The sequence below is a fragment of the Novosphingobium sp. HR1a genome, assembly GCF_015594425.1.
Classification (GTDB): domain Bacteria; phylum Pseudomonadota; class Alphaproteobacteria; order Sphingomonadales; family Sphingomonadaceae; genus Novosphingobium; species Novosphingobium resinovorum_A.
Map to the genome: position 1 here is coordinate 56,390 of NZ_JABXWS010000097.1, position 15,418 is coordinate 71,807.

The 15,418-nt window shown below is 67.3% G+C and carries 13 protein-coding genes; 8 read left to right on the forward strand and 5 right to left on the reverse strand.

Annotation, left to right across the window (positions count from 1 at the left end; genetic code table 11):
• Nucleotides 1–71: 71 nt before the first annotated feature.
• Entirely contained in the window at nt 72–2,507 is a 2,436-nt protein-coding gene (locus HWN72_RS25745; RefSeq protein ID WP_036526556.1) for a TonB-dependent receptor, read from the reverse strand.
• 428 nt (nt 2,508–2,935) lie between these two features.
• Here HWN72_RS25745 and HWN72_RS25750 point away from each other — a divergent pair, with 428 nt between their 5' ends.
• From HWN72_RS25750 to HWN72_RS25765, 4 genes are read left to right on the forward strand one after another with little or no spacing between them, the layout of a single operon-like run.
• Nucleotides 2,936–4,384 carry an FAD-dependent oxidoreductase gene (locus HWN72_RS25750; RefSeq protein ID WP_236727366.1) on the forward strand — a complete coding sequence of 483 codons (1,449 nt, stop codon included), beginning with the start codon at nt 2,936–2,938 and terminating at the stop codon, nt 4,382–4,384.
• Nucleotides 4,381–6,087: an FAD-dependent oxidoreductase gene (locus HWN72_RS25755; RefSeq protein WP_211151704.1), complete on the forward strand. Its 1,707-nt coding sequence runs from the start codon at nt 4,381–4,383 to the stop codon at nt 6,085–6,087. Before HWN72_RS25750 ends, HWN72_RS25755 begins: the two co-directional genes overlap by 4 nt.
• A complete protein-coding gene (locus HWN72_RS25760) occupies nt 6,088–7,692 on the forward strand; it encodes a GMC family oxidoreductase (RefSeq protein WP_036526559.1) in 1,605 nt (534 codons plus the stop codon).
• A 14-nt stretch (nt 7,693–7,706) separates the two neighbouring features.
• Nucleotides 7,707–8,261: a nuclear transport factor 2 family protein gene (locus HWN72_RS25765; protein WP_036526561.1), complete on the forward strand. Its 555-nt coding sequence runs from the start codon at nt 7,707–7,709 to the stop codon at nt 8,259–8,261.
• Between the two features lie 631 nt (nt 8,262–8,892).
• On the opposite strand, the gene HWN72_RS25770 is transcribed toward HWN72_RS25765, so the two are convergent.
• Genes HWN72_RS25770 through HWN72_RS25780 form a run of 3 tightly spaced genes read right to left on the reverse strand, consistent with a single transcriptional unit; the run spans nt 8,893 to nt 11,157 of the window.
• Nucleotides 8,893–10,374 (reverse strand): class I adenylate-forming enzyme family protein, encoded by a 1,482-nt coding sequence (locus HWN72_RS25770; RefSeq protein ID WP_036526563.1) that lies wholly within the window; start codon nt 10,372–10,374, stop codon nt 8,893–8,895.
• A complete protein-coding gene (locus HWN72_RS25775) occupies nt 10,340–10,732 on the reverse strand; it encodes a MaoC/PaaZ C-terminal domain-containing protein (protein WP_051586885.1) in 393 nt (130 codons plus the stop codon). Before HWN72_RS25775 ends, HWN72_RS25770 begins: the two co-directional genes overlap by 35 nt.
• The gene (locus tag HWN72_RS25780) at nt 10,729–11,157 is read right to left on the reverse strand and encodes a hypothetical protein (RefSeq protein ID WP_008829114.1); all 429 of its coding nucleotides are present in this window, start codon (nt 11,155–11,157) and stop codon (nt 10,729–10,731) included. The genes HWN72_RS25775 and HWN72_RS25780 overlap by 4 nt, the downstream gene beginning before the upstream one ends.
• Before the next feature lie 145 nt (nt 11,158–11,302).
• Between HWN72_RS25780 and HWN72_RS25785 the strand changes: the two genes are divergently transcribed.
• Nucleotides 11,303–12,010 carry a TetR/AcrR family transcriptional regulator gene (locus HWN72_RS25785; RefSeq protein ID WP_162177390.1) on the forward strand — a complete coding sequence of 236 codons (708 nt, stop codon included), beginning with the start codon at nt 11,303–11,305 and terminating at the stop codon, nt 12,008–12,010.
• 188 nt (nt 12,011–12,198) lie between these two features.
• Complete coding sequence (locus tag HWN72_RS25790) at nt 12,199–12,870, forward strand: TetR/AcrR family transcriptional regulator (RefSeq protein WP_248006342.1); 672 nt, start codon at nt 12,199–12,201, stop codon at nt 12,868–12,870.
• On the opposite strand, the gene HWN72_RS25795 is transcribed toward HWN72_RS25790, so the two are convergent.
• On the reverse strand, nt 12,858–13,592 hold the full coding sequence (locus tag HWN72_RS25795) for a ThuA domain-containing protein (protein ID WP_069709554.1): 735 nt from the start codon (nt 13,590–13,592) through the stop codon (nt 12,858–12,860). The genes HWN72_RS25790 and HWN72_RS25795 overlap by 13 nt on opposite strands.
• Before the next feature lie 119 nt (nt 13,593–13,711).
• On the opposite strand from HWN72_RS25795, the gene HWN72_RS25800 reads away from it, so the two are divergent.
• Both HWN72_RS25800 and HWN72_RS25805 read left to right on the forward strand, forming a co-directional pair.
• Nucleotides 13,712–14,920 carry a CaiB/BaiF CoA-transferase family protein gene (locus HWN72_RS25800; protein ID WP_211151705.1) on the forward strand — a complete coding sequence of 403 codons (1,209 nt, stop codon included), beginning with the start codon at nt 13,712–13,714 and terminating at the stop codon, nt 14,918–14,920.
• Nucleotides 14,917–15,276, forward strand: a complete 360-nt coding sequence (locus tag HWN72_RS25805) for a Zn-ribbon domain-containing OB-fold protein (RefSeq protein WP_211151706.1) — start codon at nt 14,917–14,919, stop codon at nt 15,274–15,276. The genes HWN72_RS25800 and HWN72_RS25805 overlap by 4 nt, the downstream gene beginning before the upstream one ends.
• The last annotated feature ends 142 nt before the right edge of the window (nt 15,277–15,418 follow it).

Genomic DNA, 15,418 nt, shown 5'->3' on the forward strand with positions numbered 1-15,418 from the left:
GGATCGCGTACCGGCCAGGAGAGGATGGGTGTCCTGCAAACCGGGAGGACGAACCGGAAAATTCGTTGCAATCAGTAGTGGTAAGTGACCTGCACCTGCACCGTGCGCGGGATGTTGGCATAGCCGCGCTGGTCGCCCAGCACGCCGCCATCGGTCCCGGTGCCGCGACCGGTGCCCGGCGCATCCAGCGCGCCCGAGATGACGAACTGGTTGGTCAGGTTCTTGCCGATGACCGCCAGATCCCAGCCCGCTTTCGAACTGAGCGTCAGCGACGCGTCGAGGTTCACGTACTTGGGCTGCGTCGCGATCGGGTTGTTGAACGGCGATGCATTGTAGCTGCTGGAATAGCGCGCATCGGCCGAGAGCGTCAGCGACATGTCGGGGCTGAGGTCTGCCTCGTAGCTGGTGCCCAGCGCCGCCGTCCAGCGCGGCGCGTTGGCCGTCGGCTTGCCGCTCAGATCCTGCACGAAGAGGCCGCCGTAAGGGCTGCTCGCGGTGGGATTGCAGCCCTGCAGGCGGGTCTGGCCGGTGACGCACGGTGCGATGAAGTCCACGTAGCGCGCCTTGTTGTAGTTCAGCGCGCCGCGCATCGTCAGGCCCGGAAGCGCATGCGGCGCCCACTCGGTCGAAATTTCGATGCCCTTGGTGCGCGCCGAACCCGCGTTCGTGGTGATGTAGCGGAACGTCTGCGCCTCGAAGAAATCGACCTGCAGGTTGGTATACTCATACGTGTAGAGCGCAACGTCGAAGCGCAGCTGGTTGTTGAACAGCGTGGTCTTCACGCCGCCCTCGAAGCCCTTGGCCTTCTCCGGCTCGAAGTCGAGATCGGCGGGGATCGACGCGTTGGTATAGGAACTCTGGTTTGAGAAGCCGCCCGACTTGTAGCCGGTCTTGAAGCCGCCATAGATGTTGACGCCCGGCACCGGCTTGTACGACGCGGTGATTTCCGGGCTCCAGTTGGTGAAGGTTTGGTTCTTGTAGATCGGGTCGTTCAGGCGGTTGATCTGGCCGGGGCGATTGACCGGGTGGACGAAGAAGCTGTCCTTGGTCTCATGTGTATAGCGGATGCCGGACGACAGCTCGACCTCGGGCACGACCTTCCAGGTGACTTGCGCGAAGGGAGAGATCGTCTCACCCTTGGTGTAGGAATCCTTGCCGAAGGCGACGTATTCCCATTCCGGCCGCTGGGTGCTGACGCGCGTGTTGCCCGAATAGACGTACTGGTCGGACTGCAGTTTGGTCTTCTGATACAGCACGCCCAGCATCATGTTGACCGGGCCGTCGTAGTTGGTCTGCGCGCGCAGTTCCTCCGAGAACGCCCACCACTTCTCACGCGAGCCGACGTAGATCTGCACGGCGCGCTGCTGGTAGTCGCTGTCGGTCAGCCAGCGGTTGTTCTGGTTCTGGTAGTTGGTGGCCGACGTCAGCGTGACATCGCCCAGGTTCCATTCCAGATTGTTGGTCGCCTGCCAGGAGCGGTACTTCGTGTAGAGTTCGCCATCTGCGCGCGCGAAGGGGAAGTTCGCAGCAATCTCGGTCGGCATCTGGTTGTGGTAGTATTTCCAGTCCCGCTTGCAGGGCACGCCGGGTTGCAGCGTGCTGAACCCGGTGGCGCAGGAGAACACGATGTTGTTCCAGGCGCCGTCGTTGGTGGTCGTCTCGTTGGCGGACACCTTGAAGGTGTTGGTGATGGTGTCGGTCGGCTCCCACTTGAGCGTGAGGCGGCCGACAAGTTCCTTCTCCTTGGGTCCGCGGCGGTCGCCCGGAGGCGCAACCAGGTTCTGTACCGGGCCGCCGGCCTGGTCGGTGACGGTGAAGGGCTGCGCCGTGGCGTAATTGCGCGAATAGCCGCCGAACATCTTCGATGCCCGCAGCGCCACGCGCAGCCCGAGCGTGTCGGTGAGCGGCGTGGAGATCATCTGCTCGATGTAGGGCCGCTTGGCCCGGAACTCGTAGCCCACACGGGTCGAGCCCTCGAAGCTGGAGCCGGGATCGGCGGTGGTGATCGAAATCACGCCCGCCGTCGCGTTCTTGCCGAAGAACAGCGCCTGCGGGCCTTTCAGCACCTCGATCCGCGACAGGTCGAAGAAGCCTTCGTTGAGGATGCGGCCGCTGGCGTAATAGATGCCGTCGACGATGATCGCGGTGGAGGATTCGATGCCCAGCGCGCTCGCCGGGGTGCCGATGCCGCGCAGCGAGATCTGCGCGCCCGAACCCGTCGTCGCGCGGCCGACCGTGAGGTTCGGCGTCGTCGCGGCGATGCGCTCGATGTTGGAGATGTCCTGACGGGCGATCTGCGCGGGCGAATAGGCGGTCACCGCGACGGGAATGTCCTGCAGCGATTCCGAACGCTTGCGCGCGGTGACGACGATTTCTTCGAGGCCGCCCGCAGCCGCCTGAGGGGCGGCGTCCTGAGCCATCGCGGGGCTGGCGAGGCCGATCGCGGAAGCCGACGCCATGAGCCCGGCTAGCAGGCAGGCGCGATGAAAGTTCGGTAGGTCCTTCATTCTCTTCTCCCCGTTCATCTCTTCGCTGCGAAGGATGACTTATTTAGAAAATCGAAGGCATGACCACAGCCCCCGGACATGCCGGAGTGCGCGGTTGAGCCAGTCTTCATCCCGTTCCCTGGAGCACCCGGCGATTCGTCGCCGTGGTGATCCAACCTCTTTTCTGCCCGGCTTTATGCGCAGGATGATTCGCCGTGACAATAAAAAAGTCGATCATGATTGCTTTTTTATGGCGCGCGCAAGCCCGCAACCCCGCCAAACCTGCGGGTTTCAGCGATAGGCCGCATTCAAAGTGCGGCCAGATAGCAACAATTGAGCTAGACTTATTACCCGTCGCTCGCCATGCTTCGGGTCATCGGCCGCGAGCGTGACCGCCTTCGTGCGGAGGCGCTGCGGCCCAACGACAATCATGGATGGAGAGGCGCCCGATGCCGGTCATGGCTGAGAGGATTTCCGTTGTGTCGCCCGTCGCGGGAGTGGAAGCGGCGATGAGTGAGGCTCTCGATTACGACGTCATCGTCATTGGCACCGGGGCGGCGGGGCTCAGCGCCGCGGCGCTTGCAGCACAGGGCGGCGCCAGCGTCCTGATGGTCGAGGCAGCCGACCGCACCGGCGGGTCTAGCGCCTTGTCCGGCGGCGTGTTCTACGCGGCGGGCACATCGCTCCAGCGCGAGGCCGGGCTGGAGGACGACACGGCCGAGGCGATGTTCCACTATTATATGACGCTCAACCAGTACAAGCTGGAGCCCGCGCTCGTGCGCACGCTTTGCGAACGCTCGGCCGAGGCGTTCGAGTGGCTGCGCGGGCTTGGCATCGGGTTCACGGTGGACAACCTCTATTCATCGGGTGTCGACAAGATTCGGCGCGGCCACCGTGCCACCGACGGCGGCGCGGGCATCGTCGAGGGCCTCGAAGGCTTCCTGTCCGGCAGGAACATCGACACCGTCCTCGATACCCGCGTCGAAACCCTGCTGGTCGAGAACGGCCGGGTCTGCGGCATCGTCGCCGACGGCGCGCCGGTGCTCAGCGCCGCAACGGTGATCGCCACCGGCGGCTTCGGCGCCAATCCCGAGATGCTGGCGCAACTCTATCCCGATGCCTCGCGTTACGGCGACCTCCACTGGTATATCGGCGCCCCTACCTGCCGGGGCGATGGCCTCGGCCTTGCCGCGCAAGTGGAGGGGCAGTTGAGCAAGGCCAATCGCGGCCTGCTCCTGATCACTCCGGGCTTCGTCAAGGACCTCGAAAGCTACCTCCCCGGCTGGCTGATGATGGTGAACCGCGACGGGCGCCGGTTCATCGACGAAACGATAGAATATTCGGTCCTCGCCGCCGTCCTCGACGAACAGCCGGGACGGGACTGCTTCGCGGTGTTCGACGAGGCATCGCGCCTCGCCTCGAAGACCACCAAATACCGGCCTGCCCCCAACTGGACGGCGGACCGGCTGCTGGACCATGTGGAGGCCGGAACGCTGATCAGCGCACCGACGCTGGAGGACCTTGCCGGGAAACTCGGCGTGCCCGCCGCCCGTCTTGCGACGACGGCAGAGCGCTACAATTCGCTGGTACAAATAGGGAACGACGAGGACTACTTCAAGCCCTCGGCGATGCTGCGGCCAGTCGCGCAAGGGCCGTTCTACGCCGCGCATATCCGCCCGGCCGTGATCTGCTGGACGGGCACCGGCATCCGTATCGACACCGAAGCCCGCGTGCTCGGCGCCGACGATCGCCCGGTGCCGGGCCTCTACGCCGCCGGGGAGACGACCGGCGGCATGTTCGGCCAATGCTACGCGGCGGGCGGCGCCTCGATCGGCAACGCGGTCGTCTTCGGCCGCATCGCCGGCGCCAACGCCGCGAAAGAGAAGGTGAACGCATGACCATGGGAGACAGGACCGTCGACGTCCTCATCGCCGGGACCGGCGCGGCGGGCCTCACCGCCGCCGTCACCGCGCGGCGCGCCGGGCTGGACGTTCTGGTGGTGGAGAAGGAAGCCGTCTTCGGCGGCACCACCGCGACCTCCGGCGGCGTGCTGTGGGTGCCCGGCAACCACCACTCCCCGGCCATGCAGCGCGCCACCGGCCAGAGCGATGACATCGCCAGCGCCCGCGCCTATCTGGTCGAGGAAACCGGCAACTACATCGAGCCCGACCGGGTCGAGGCCTATCTCGACACCGCGCCGCGCATGGTGCGCTTTCTCGAGGAAAACAGCCACGTCCGGTTCTACGGCATGGACTATCCCGACTATCATTCGGAGAGCGCGCATAGCTCCATCGTCCGCTCGATCGGCACCGTCGATTACGAGGCGCGCGAACTCGGGCCGCACCTGAAGAACCTCAAACAGCAATTGCCGCAGACGCTGTTCCTCGGCTTCGCCGTGGGTTCGGGCGTGGAGATGATCCAGTTCATGAAGGCTGGCCGATCGGTCAAGGCGCTGGGCTTCGTCGCGAAGAAACTGGCCCGGCACTTCGCCGACGTGCTGCGCTATGGCGAGGGGCAGCAGGTGGTGCGCGGGCGGGCGCTGGTGGCGCGGCTGGCGCGCACGCTGTTCGACCTCGACGTGCCGATCTGGCTGTCCTCCCCCGTTGCCGGGCTGACCCGCGCGGACGGGCGCGTCACCGGGGCCGAGATCGACACCCCGCAGGGCCGGGTGCGGATCACCGCACGCCGGGGCGTCGTCCTCGCCTGCGGGGGCTATCCCAACGACCCGGAGCGCCGCGCCGCCTCGTTCCCGGCACCTGCGAACAACCACGAGCAGCGCAACCCGACCAACCCCGGCAATACCGGCGACGGCATCCGCCTGGCCGAGAGCGTCGGCGGTGTCTTCAACGGCAATGTCGCCCATGCCGCGCCGTGGATGCCGGTCTCGGTGCTGCCGGGCTCGACGGACTTCACCGGCGTCTGGCCGCACCTGATCGACCGTCAGAAGCCCGGCTTCATCGCCGTGCGCCCGGATGGCCGCCGCTTCGGGGACGAGTCCAGCGCCTACCACGACCTCGTCCCCCAGATGACCCGCGCCAGCGAGGGCGACACCAGCGCATGGTGCTGGCTGATCGGCGACGCGGCGGCGGTGAAGAAATGGGGCATCGGCATGGTCCGCCCCTTCCCCATTCCCCACGGCGAGCACTTGCGCAGCGGCTACCTCAAGCGCGCCGCGACGCTGCAGGAACTCGCCGCCCAGTGCGGCATCGACGCCGCCGCGCTGGAACGTACGGTCGCGACCTTCAACGCCAATGCCGAGGCCGGAGTGGACCCCGAGTTCGGACGCGGCGGGCGGGTCTACGACGTCTATCAGGGCGACCCGGAGCACCGGCCCAACACCTGCCTCGGCCCGCTGACCAAGGGGCCGTACTACGCCATCCGCATGGAGGCCGGGATCATCGGCACCTTCGCGGGGCTCAAGACCGACCGCCACGCCCGCGTCCTCGACGGCGAGGGCGCGCCGGTGCAGGGCCTCTACGCAGTGGGCAACGACCAGGCCAACGTCTTCGCCGGAGCCTATCCGGGCGCGGGGGCGACGATCGGCCCTGCCATGACCTTCGCCTATATCGCGGGCAGACACCTTGCGGGGCAGGCGGCGTAAATGGAGGAGTTCGATTTCATCGTCAGCGGCGCGGGCTCGGCAGGCTGCGTCGTCGCGGCGCGGCTCAGCGAGAACGGGCGTTACTCGGTGCTGCTGCTGGAGGCCGGGCCGGAGGACAAGGCGTTCTGGATCAGGCCGCCGATGGGTTACCCGATGCTGTTCGCCGATCCCAGGGTCAACTGGATGTTCGAGAGCGAGCCCGAGGCCGAACTCGGCGGCCGCCGCATGTACCAGCCTCGCGGCAAGGTGCTGGGCGGGACCAGTTCGATCAACGGCATGCTCTATATCCGGGGCAACGCGCGCGACTACGACGACTGGCGCCAGCGCGGCTGCGAGGGATGGAGCTTCGCCGACGTCCTGCCCTACTTCCGCAAAGCCGAGGACCAGCAGCGCGGGCCCAATGCCTATCACGGCGTCGGCGGGCCGCTGACGGTGTCCGACCAGCCTGGCCGCTCCGAGATCGCCGTCGCCATCGTCGAGGCGGCGCAGGAGGCGGGCATTCCCTACAACCCAGACTTCAACGGCGCGGAGCAGGAAGGCACCGGCTTCTTCCAGACGACCACCCGCAACAACCGGCGCTGGAATACCTCGCAGGCGTACCTCACCCCGGCGCGGGGGCGGGCCAACCTGAAGATCGAGACCGGCGCCCATGCTACCCGGGTGCTCGTCGAAGGGGGCCGCGCCACCGGGATCGAGTACCGCACCAAAGCGGGCCTGGTCACCGCGAAGGCGCGGCGCGAGGTGGTGGTCTGCGGCGGCGCCTTCGGGTCGCCGCAGCTTCTGCAGCTTTCCGGCATCGGCCCCGCCGCGCACTTGCGCGAAAGCGGCATCGCGCCGGTGCTCGACCTGCCGGGGGTCGGCGCCAACCTCATGGACCACTTCTACATCTCGCTGATGTTCCGCTGCACCCGGCCGATCACCATCAACGAACTGGCCAACAGCCCGCTGCGCAAGCTGAAGGCGGGGATCGACTACGTCCTGTTCAACAAGGGGCCGCTCGCCAGCAACGGCATCTATGCGGGCATCTTCACCCGCACCGACGAGCGGCAGGACCGGCCCAACCTGCAGGTCAACACCAACATCTGGACCGTCCAGAGCCGCACGGCGGCGGGCATGAAGGCCCACCCCTTCCCCGGCTTCACGATGAGCCCGGTCCACCTCAACCCGCGCGCAAGCGGCACGGTGCGGCTGCGCGGGCCGGACCCGCTGGCCGACCCGGTGATCCGCCAAAACTTCTTGACCGACCGCATCGACGTGGACGCGATGATTGCGGCGGTGAAGGTGGTGCGCGGCGTGGCCGCCCAGCCCGCGCTCGCGCCCTACAATGCTGGCGAGATATCGCCCGGCGCGGATGCCCGCAGCGACGCGGAGATCGAGGCTTACGTGCGCGCCGCCGCCATCGCCAACCTGCACCCGGTCGGTTCGTGCCGGATGGGTGTCAGCGCCGACGCGGTGGTCGATCCGCGCCTGCGCGTCCACGGCATCGCCGGGCTTCGCGTCGCCGACGCCTCGATCATGCCGAGCCTGCCGTCCGGCAACACCAACGCCCCCTCGATCATGATCGGCGAGAAGTGCGCCGACATGATCCTGGAAGACGCCCGATAAAAGAGGAGAGAGACATGCCGACACTGGAACAGCGCATCGCCCGGCTGGAAGCGGAATCGCAGATCCGCCAGCTCGTCGCCCGCTACTGCTTCACCATCGACGACCGCGACATCGACGGCATCCGCGCCCTCTTCGCGCCCGATGCGGTGCTGAAATCGGCGGACGGGGTGATGAACGCCACCGGCGTCGATGCGATCATGACGCAGTACGACGGGCGCTTCGACGTGCTCGGCCCGGGGCACCACTTCATGCACGACGTCCAGATCGACTTCGTCGACGACGGCTCGCAGGAAGCGACCGGCCGCGTGATCGGCCATGCGGAACTGTGGCGCGGTGGCAGGATGATGGTCACCGCCATCCGCTACGACGACAAATACCGCAACACCGACGCCGGCTGGAAGTTCGCCGAGCGGACGATCGGCTTCCTCTACTACGTGCCGATCGAGGAGTATCCCGGCATCCTCTCCACGCCCTTGCGCAACCACGCCTATCCCGAGCCCATGCCGGCGGATTTCCCCGAGCGCCTGCCGACGTGGATCGCCTACGAGAAATCACGCGGGAGGGGTTGAATCCTCCCCCTGGGGGAGGATGCGCGTGTCGTACGTCATCCCAGCGAAGGCTGGGACCGCTGGCCGCGCAAAGCCCAACCCTCTGCTAGGCGTCCTGACGACAGTTGGCCGTAACAGGCCAGCGGTCCCAGCCTTCGCTGGGATGACGGGGGGTGTGCTTGCAGTCAGCGCACGCAAAAACACCCGCTGGCGAGTGCGGGCCATTACGCCGGGGAACTCAACGCAACCGAAGTGAACATCGGGTCGGCGTCGGGAGCGTCCTCACCGGGACGCTGGGTTTTGTGTTCCGTGAAGCTCTGGCGAGCGGCCGGGTAACTCACGGTGCAGCCCGGCTCGACCTGTATTCCATCGGAAAGTCCCATGTGGCCGTCGTTAGGGTTCGCATCGTTATCGGCCGAAGGCTATCCGGGATGGCCGTCCCATGCCCAACGACGTGTCGAAGGATCGTATGGACGGCGTTTTCGGTAGCGCAGAGACAGTCCGGGTCTTCGAACGGACGCGTGGTTTGCGCGATCGCGGCTGAAACCGCATCCCGGCCCACGACGCCGACCCGATACACCTCTCCAGCGTGATCATCGCCGGATCGGATGCTGGGTCATATAACCTATTTGGCTATAAATGTCAACCTGCCTCATCCGATCATCGCCTCCACTTCCTCGCGGATGATCTTGCCGCTGGCGCTGCGGGGGAAGGCTTCCATCGCGATGAAGCGTACCGCCTTGGGCTGCTTGTATCCGGCCAGCGCATCGCGGCACATCTGCATCACCACCTGCTCGTCAAGCGAGGGATCGTTGCGCGCGATCACCGCCACCGGCACTTCGCCCCATTGCGGGTCCGGGCGGCGCACGACGATGGCATCGTTGACCCGCGCATCGGCGAACAGCACGCGCTCGATCTCGGCCGGGTAGATGTTCTCGCCGCCCGACTTGATCAGGTACTTCGAGCGGCCGACGAAGTCGTAGCCCGAAGGCGTCCGGCGGAACAGGTCGCCCATGTGGAACCAGCCTCCGGCGAAGCACTCGGCATTGGTGGCCTCGGCATTCCAGTAGCCGCTGAACAGCGTCGGCCCGCGCACGCAAGCCTCGCCGGTCGCGCCGTCGGGCACCTCGTTGCCGTCCGCACCCAGCAGGCGCAAGTCGCACAGCAGGCTCAGCCGCTTGGGGAAAGCCGAAGGCATCGTGCCGACCGGGATCAGATCGGCCGATAGCGGCGGCATTCCCGTCTCGGTCGCACCGAAGGAGTTGAGGTAAGGCGCGCCCAGCGCCCGGGTGATCGCCGCGATCGTGGCGGAGGGGACGAGATCCGCCATGCAGCCCGCCGCCTTGACCCCGCGCACCCTGGCATCCCGCGCCTCGAGCCGTTCGAGCAGCGGCTCGATCGTCGCGGGCACCAGCATCAGCCAGCCTATGGGAAATTCCTCAAGCGCATCAACCAGCGCATCGGCGTCGAAACCGTCGACGATGATCCCGGTGCCGCCGCACATCAGCGTCGCCAGCAGGTGCTCGGTCCCGCCCATGTGGAACATCGGCGCCCACGAGACGTAGGCGTCGGTCATCGCCATGCCCATGTCGAGCCGCATGGCGCACATCCGCGCGACTTCGGCGCGGTGGCTGATCACGGCAGCCTTGGGCAGCCCCGTCGTGCCGCTGGTGTAGATGATGAGCAGGCCGTCTTCCGGTTCGGCCACGCTGGCGGTCTCTCCCGCCGCGCCGAGACGATCGATGGCGGCGAAGGGACGACCGTTCGTCACTGTCTCCCCCAGGGCCAGATGGCGGGGCGAGGCGACCAGCAGGGACGGGTCCACCAGTTCGACGCAGTGGCGCATCTCGGCATCGGAGAGCCGCCAGTTGAGGCAGGCCGCGATCAGCCCCAGCTTCGCGCAGGCAAGCTGGACGGCGGTGTACTCGAAGCGGTTTTCCGACAGGATCGCCACGCGCTGCCCGCGCACGAGCCCGCGCGCGGCAAAATCGGCGGCCACCGCATCGACGCAGGCAAGCACCTCGGCATAGCCGAGGCGCATCCCGCCCTGCACGATCGCCAGCGCCTGGGGGGTCGCCCGCGCGCGCATGGCGACAAGGTCATAGACGCTGGCTGCGAAAGCCTTCTCCATCATCGCTGTCTCTCCCGTCCGTTTCTATTCTTGCCCTGAGCACGACGTTGTCCGGTGCGACCACGAGTTCCGCGTCGCAGGTGTCCTGGTCCCAGGTCCCGCGCGCCAGCACGCCGTCGCCCGCCAGCACGTTGCCCAGCAGCGCCGCCTCGATCGAGCATATCTCCCGGTCGGGCCGCGCTTCCATCACCATGTTGAGCAGATAGGCGAGGTTCGTCGGCCCCGGATTGACCGTGCGCGGGCCGAAGCCCAGCGCCTCGGCCGCGGCGGGGTCGACGTGGATCGCATTGTCGTCGCCCAGCGCCTCGCACCACAGCGCCATCGCCTCGGCGGGCACGGCGCCAAGTTCCCACGCGCTCATGCGGGTGCCTGCACGGCCGGTCCGGGCGCGGGCATGATCGTGGTGAGGCTGACCCGCGCGTGCGGCCGCCCAGCGGCGCTGACCGTCATGCCCAGGGTCAGGTGGTCGGCCGCGCCGAACCTGCGGCTTGCCTTGCGCTCCAGCGAGACGACGCGGGCGGCCACGTCGTACCCGGTATCGACCGTCAGCGGCGCGTCGTAGTCGATCCGGCAGCGACCCAGCACCGCCCCCTCGTCGAACGCGAGGCCGAGCGCACGGCACACGTCGCCCACCCGCGCACCCATGCCGCCCAGCGCCGCGACGAAGGCGAAGACGGGGTGCGCCTCCTTGGCCCGGCGCTGCGGCGCTGCGCAGGAGCGCCGGATCGCATCGTCGAGCCCGGCAGACAGCAGGAAGCGCCCCGGCGGTATCGCGAAATGGTCCATGCCTCTCCCGGAATGGCTGCTTGGTAAGTCCGCGCCCACGTGTTGCATGTCGCGCGATTGGGCGTAAAGCTGACCTCGGGCTTCGCCGGAGTCAACCGCAATCGAGGCCAGTAATGAGGATGGTTCAATTATTATGGCGAACCCGGTGAAGACCACGGAGGCCGAACCCCTCGCTTGGCGGCGTCGCAAGGACTATCGCCCGCAGGAAATCCTCGCCGCCGCGCGCCGGCTGATCGAGGAGGAAGGCACCACAGCCACCTCGATGGCGCGGATCGCCAAGCTGGCGGGCGTGTCCGAGGCTACAGTCTACAAATACTACGACAGCAAGCAGGAACTGGTGAACCAGGTGCTGGTCGACTGGGCGACGCCTTTCGTCGAGCGCCTGATCGCAGAGCTGCGGCACATCACCGACCTGCGTTCGCAGCTGACGCTGATCGCCGCGCGCTTCATGCGCTCGATCGAGGAGACGCCGCGCTTCCACCGCGTGTTCTACCAGGAACTGCGCTGGGCGGACTATCGCGGGTCGGCGCTGCACAAGCTCAACCACGTCTTCGCGCATAGCGTGGTCGAGGCGGTGCAGCAGGCGCAGCACGAGGGCAAAGTCCGCGCCGACGTCGATCCGGTGATGATCCGCGACATGATGTTCGGCGGGCTGGAGCACGTCGCCATGCGCACCAGCTTCATCGGCCGCCCGCTCGACATCGACGCGGAGGCGAAGCGGTATGTCGACGTGCTGCTCTGCGGCGTGCTGTCCGAGCCGGGCGAACCGCGCGGACCGTCGGAAACGGAGCGGCTGTCGGCGCTGATCGACCGGATGGAAGCGGCGCTGAAAGACCCGTCGTCCCGGACCTGATCCGGGACCGCTGGCCGTCTTTAGGAAACGGTCGCCGGCAAGGCGCCCCGATGCGAGGTGGGCTGTTCACGGCCAGCGGTCCCGGATCAAGTCCGGGATGACGAAATGCGCGCAACTGACGTCCGTATAATTATAAAAGACGTTCATGAATGTCTTTTTTTATCGACCGGATTGCGCTACCGATCAGGTTGGCGAGGCCGGAACCCACCGGCCCGCACGGCGTGGGAGAGCGCGATCCAGTGAGACGACCCGGCGCGGACGAACCGACGATGCAGGCGCTCAAGAGCGCCCAGACCCGCGCGCGGCTGATCGACGCGACGATCCGGGTGCTCGTCCGCAGCGGCTATTCGCGCACCACGACGCCGCAGGTGGCGATCGAGGCCGGGCTGTCACGCGGCGCGATGCTGCACCACTTCGACAACGGCGTATCGCTCATCAAGGCGACCATCATGCACCTGCACGAGCGCCGCCTGCGCGCCTTCCGCCGCGCGGCGGAGCGCAGTGCGCTGGATCACGGAGCGATGGTGCGCACGTACTGGAAGCAGATCCAGAAGCCCGCCTTCATCGCCTTCCACGAACTGGCGGTGGCGGCACGTACCAGTCCCGACCTCGCCGCCGTGCTGATGCCGCTGCAGGTGGAGTTCCGCGAGCGGTTCAACCAGCTCGCCGTCCAGCTCTATCCCGAATGGCAGGCCAGCCCGGAGAAGTTCGCGCTGGCCATGGCGATCTCGCAGGCGACGATGGAAGGCATGGCGATCAACCTGCTGACGGGCGCCATGGACGCCGGGCTGGTGGAGCCGGTGCTCGAAGCGCTCGAAACCCAGCTCCACGCCCTCAGGCCGCAGGATCAGGCCGCATGAGCAAGACCCCAGCGAATGCCCCGCCGCAGCAGTTCGTGGAACACCGGGTAATTCCACGAGCAGCGCTGCGGATGGGGCCAGAACGGGCTTACCGGCAGCAGGTCGTAGTGACCCCGGCAATGGCCGAGCGTCAGGTAGAGGATCGCACCCTCGCCGACCTTGCGCTCGTAGAGCACGGGCACTTCCGCCTCGTCCCAGTCGGCATCGCGGAACTCGTCGCAGCGACCGGTGAAGCTGGTGTGCAGCAGCACGTCGATGTCTGCGGTGCGGTGCGTCAGGTAAAGCTCGTCCTCGACCCGGAAGTCGCGCAGCCCTTGCGTCATCTCGTGATCGCCCCGGGTGACGAAGACCTTGAACGGCGCGATCGGCGGATGGCCGGCGAAACGCGTGCCGAGCAGGCCGGTGAAGGTGGGCACCTCGTCCGGGGTATCGACCACGCCGTCCGCGCCGAAGCGCAGCACCGCGTTGGTCCCGTGCAGCGCCAGCCAGCGCCCACCGCGCGCCAGGAACGCCTCCAGCGCGGCGACTTCCTCGCCGCGCGTCGGCACCAGATCGCAGGTGTAGGTGATCAGCAGGTCCGCCGCCGCAAGGCTCGCCAGATCGGCGTAGTCGGAGGCCACCGAGGCGCGGATGCGCGGGGTTTCCGCCAGCAGCTTGAGCAGTTCGAGGCGGGCATAATCGATGTCGTGGAACTTCCCCGCGGCGATCAGGTGGACCTTCATTCCGGCAAACTCCCCTCACGTGTGTGCGTGTATGCGCCCGAGCGTAAGGCTCGCCGCAGCCGCGTCCAAGCATCGAAATTCAGGCCGCAGCGCGGTCGCTTCATCATCGGAGAATACGAATGAGCGGTAAGGGCAAAGGCCCCCTCGCAGGTGTCAGGGTGCTCGATCTCACCAGCGTGCTGATGGGGCCTTACGCGACGCAGATCTTCGCCGATCTGGGCGCGGACGTGATCAAGGTGGAGAGCCCCTCGGGCGACACCACGCGCTTCATCCCGCCGGGGCCGGACGCCTCGCGCGGGGCGATGTTCCTCAACGTCAATCGCGGCAAGCGCTCGATCGTGCTCGACCTCAAGCAGGGCGAGGCGCGCGCCGCGCTGCTGAAGATGGCGGAAAGCGCCGACGTGTTCATCCACTCGATGCGTTCCAGCGCGATCGGGCGGCTCGGGCTGGACTATGCGGCGCTGAAGGCCGTGAACCCGAAGATCATCTACGCCAATCTCTACGGTTTCGCGCGGAGCGGCCCGTACCGCGACTATCCCGCCTACGACGACATCGTGCAGGCCGCCTCGGGCATCGTCGACCTGCAGGCGCGCCTCTCGGGCGGCGAGCCGACTTATGCCGCGACGGTGATCGCCGACAAGGTGGCGGGCCTCACCGGCGCCTACTCGGTGATCGCAGCGCTCTATGCGCGCGAGAAGACCGGGATCGGGCAGGAGATCGAGGTCCCGATGTTCGAGACGCTGGTGTCCTTCGCCATGGTCGAGCATTTGTGCGGCTCGCTCTTCGTGCCGCCCCAGGGGCCGCCCGAATACCCCCGCGCCACCTCGGAAGCGCGGCGCCCCTACCGCACGGCGGACGGCTACATCGGCGTGATGATCTACAACGACAAGCACTGGCGCGCCTTCTTCGATGCGCTGGGCAACCCGGAGTGGTCGCAGGACGCCATGTTCGCCTCGATGCGATCGCGCACGCAGAACATCGGCACCGTGCTGGCGAAGGTGGCCGAAGTGATCGAGACGCGAACGACCGAGGAATGGGTGGAGCTGTTCCGTCAGGCCCACATCCCCGCCACCGCGATCAAGAGCCTGACCGACCTGCTCGACGATCCGCATCTGGTCGAAACCGGCTTCTGGCAGGAGCGCGAAACGCCCGAGGGCACCCTGCGCTTCCCCGGCATCCCGACGACTTTCTCCGAAACCCCCGGCGCCATCGGCGATCCCGGCCCAGCGCTGGGCGGCGAGAGCCTCGACGTCCTGCGCGAAGCGGGTTTCTCGGCCGAGGAGATCGCCGATCTCCAAGCGCGGGGCGCGGTAAGGACGGCGGCATGAGCCCCGAAACCCATTGGCGCACGGCGCTGGCGGAAGGTCGCCTGCTGCTCCAGCGCGCGGAGGATGGCAGCGCGGTGTTCCCCCCGCGCCTCGCCGCACCGGGCAGCGGCGGGCCGCTCGAATGGTTCGAGGCATCCGGGCGCGGCCGGGTCTACACGCTCTCGTGGATCAACCGGAAGCCGCCCGCCGAGCCCTATCACGTCGCGCTGATAGACCTCGACGAAGGCGCGCGGCTGATGAGCCGGGTGGAGGGCGTGACGCCCGAAACGCTGGCCATCGGGATGCGTGTGGAAGCGTTCGTCGATCACGACGGGGATGCATCGCTGCTGCTGTTTCGGGCCGTGGAGGGGGCATGATGGCCCACCCCGCTGCGGCCCACCCCGCTGCGACTAGGGCCTGCGGCCCAAGTCTCGCTCCCCTCCCGCAAGCGGGAGGGGGAGGACAGTACGACGAACGCCTTCCCGCAAGCGGGAGGGCCGGGAGGCTTGGCGGTTTACC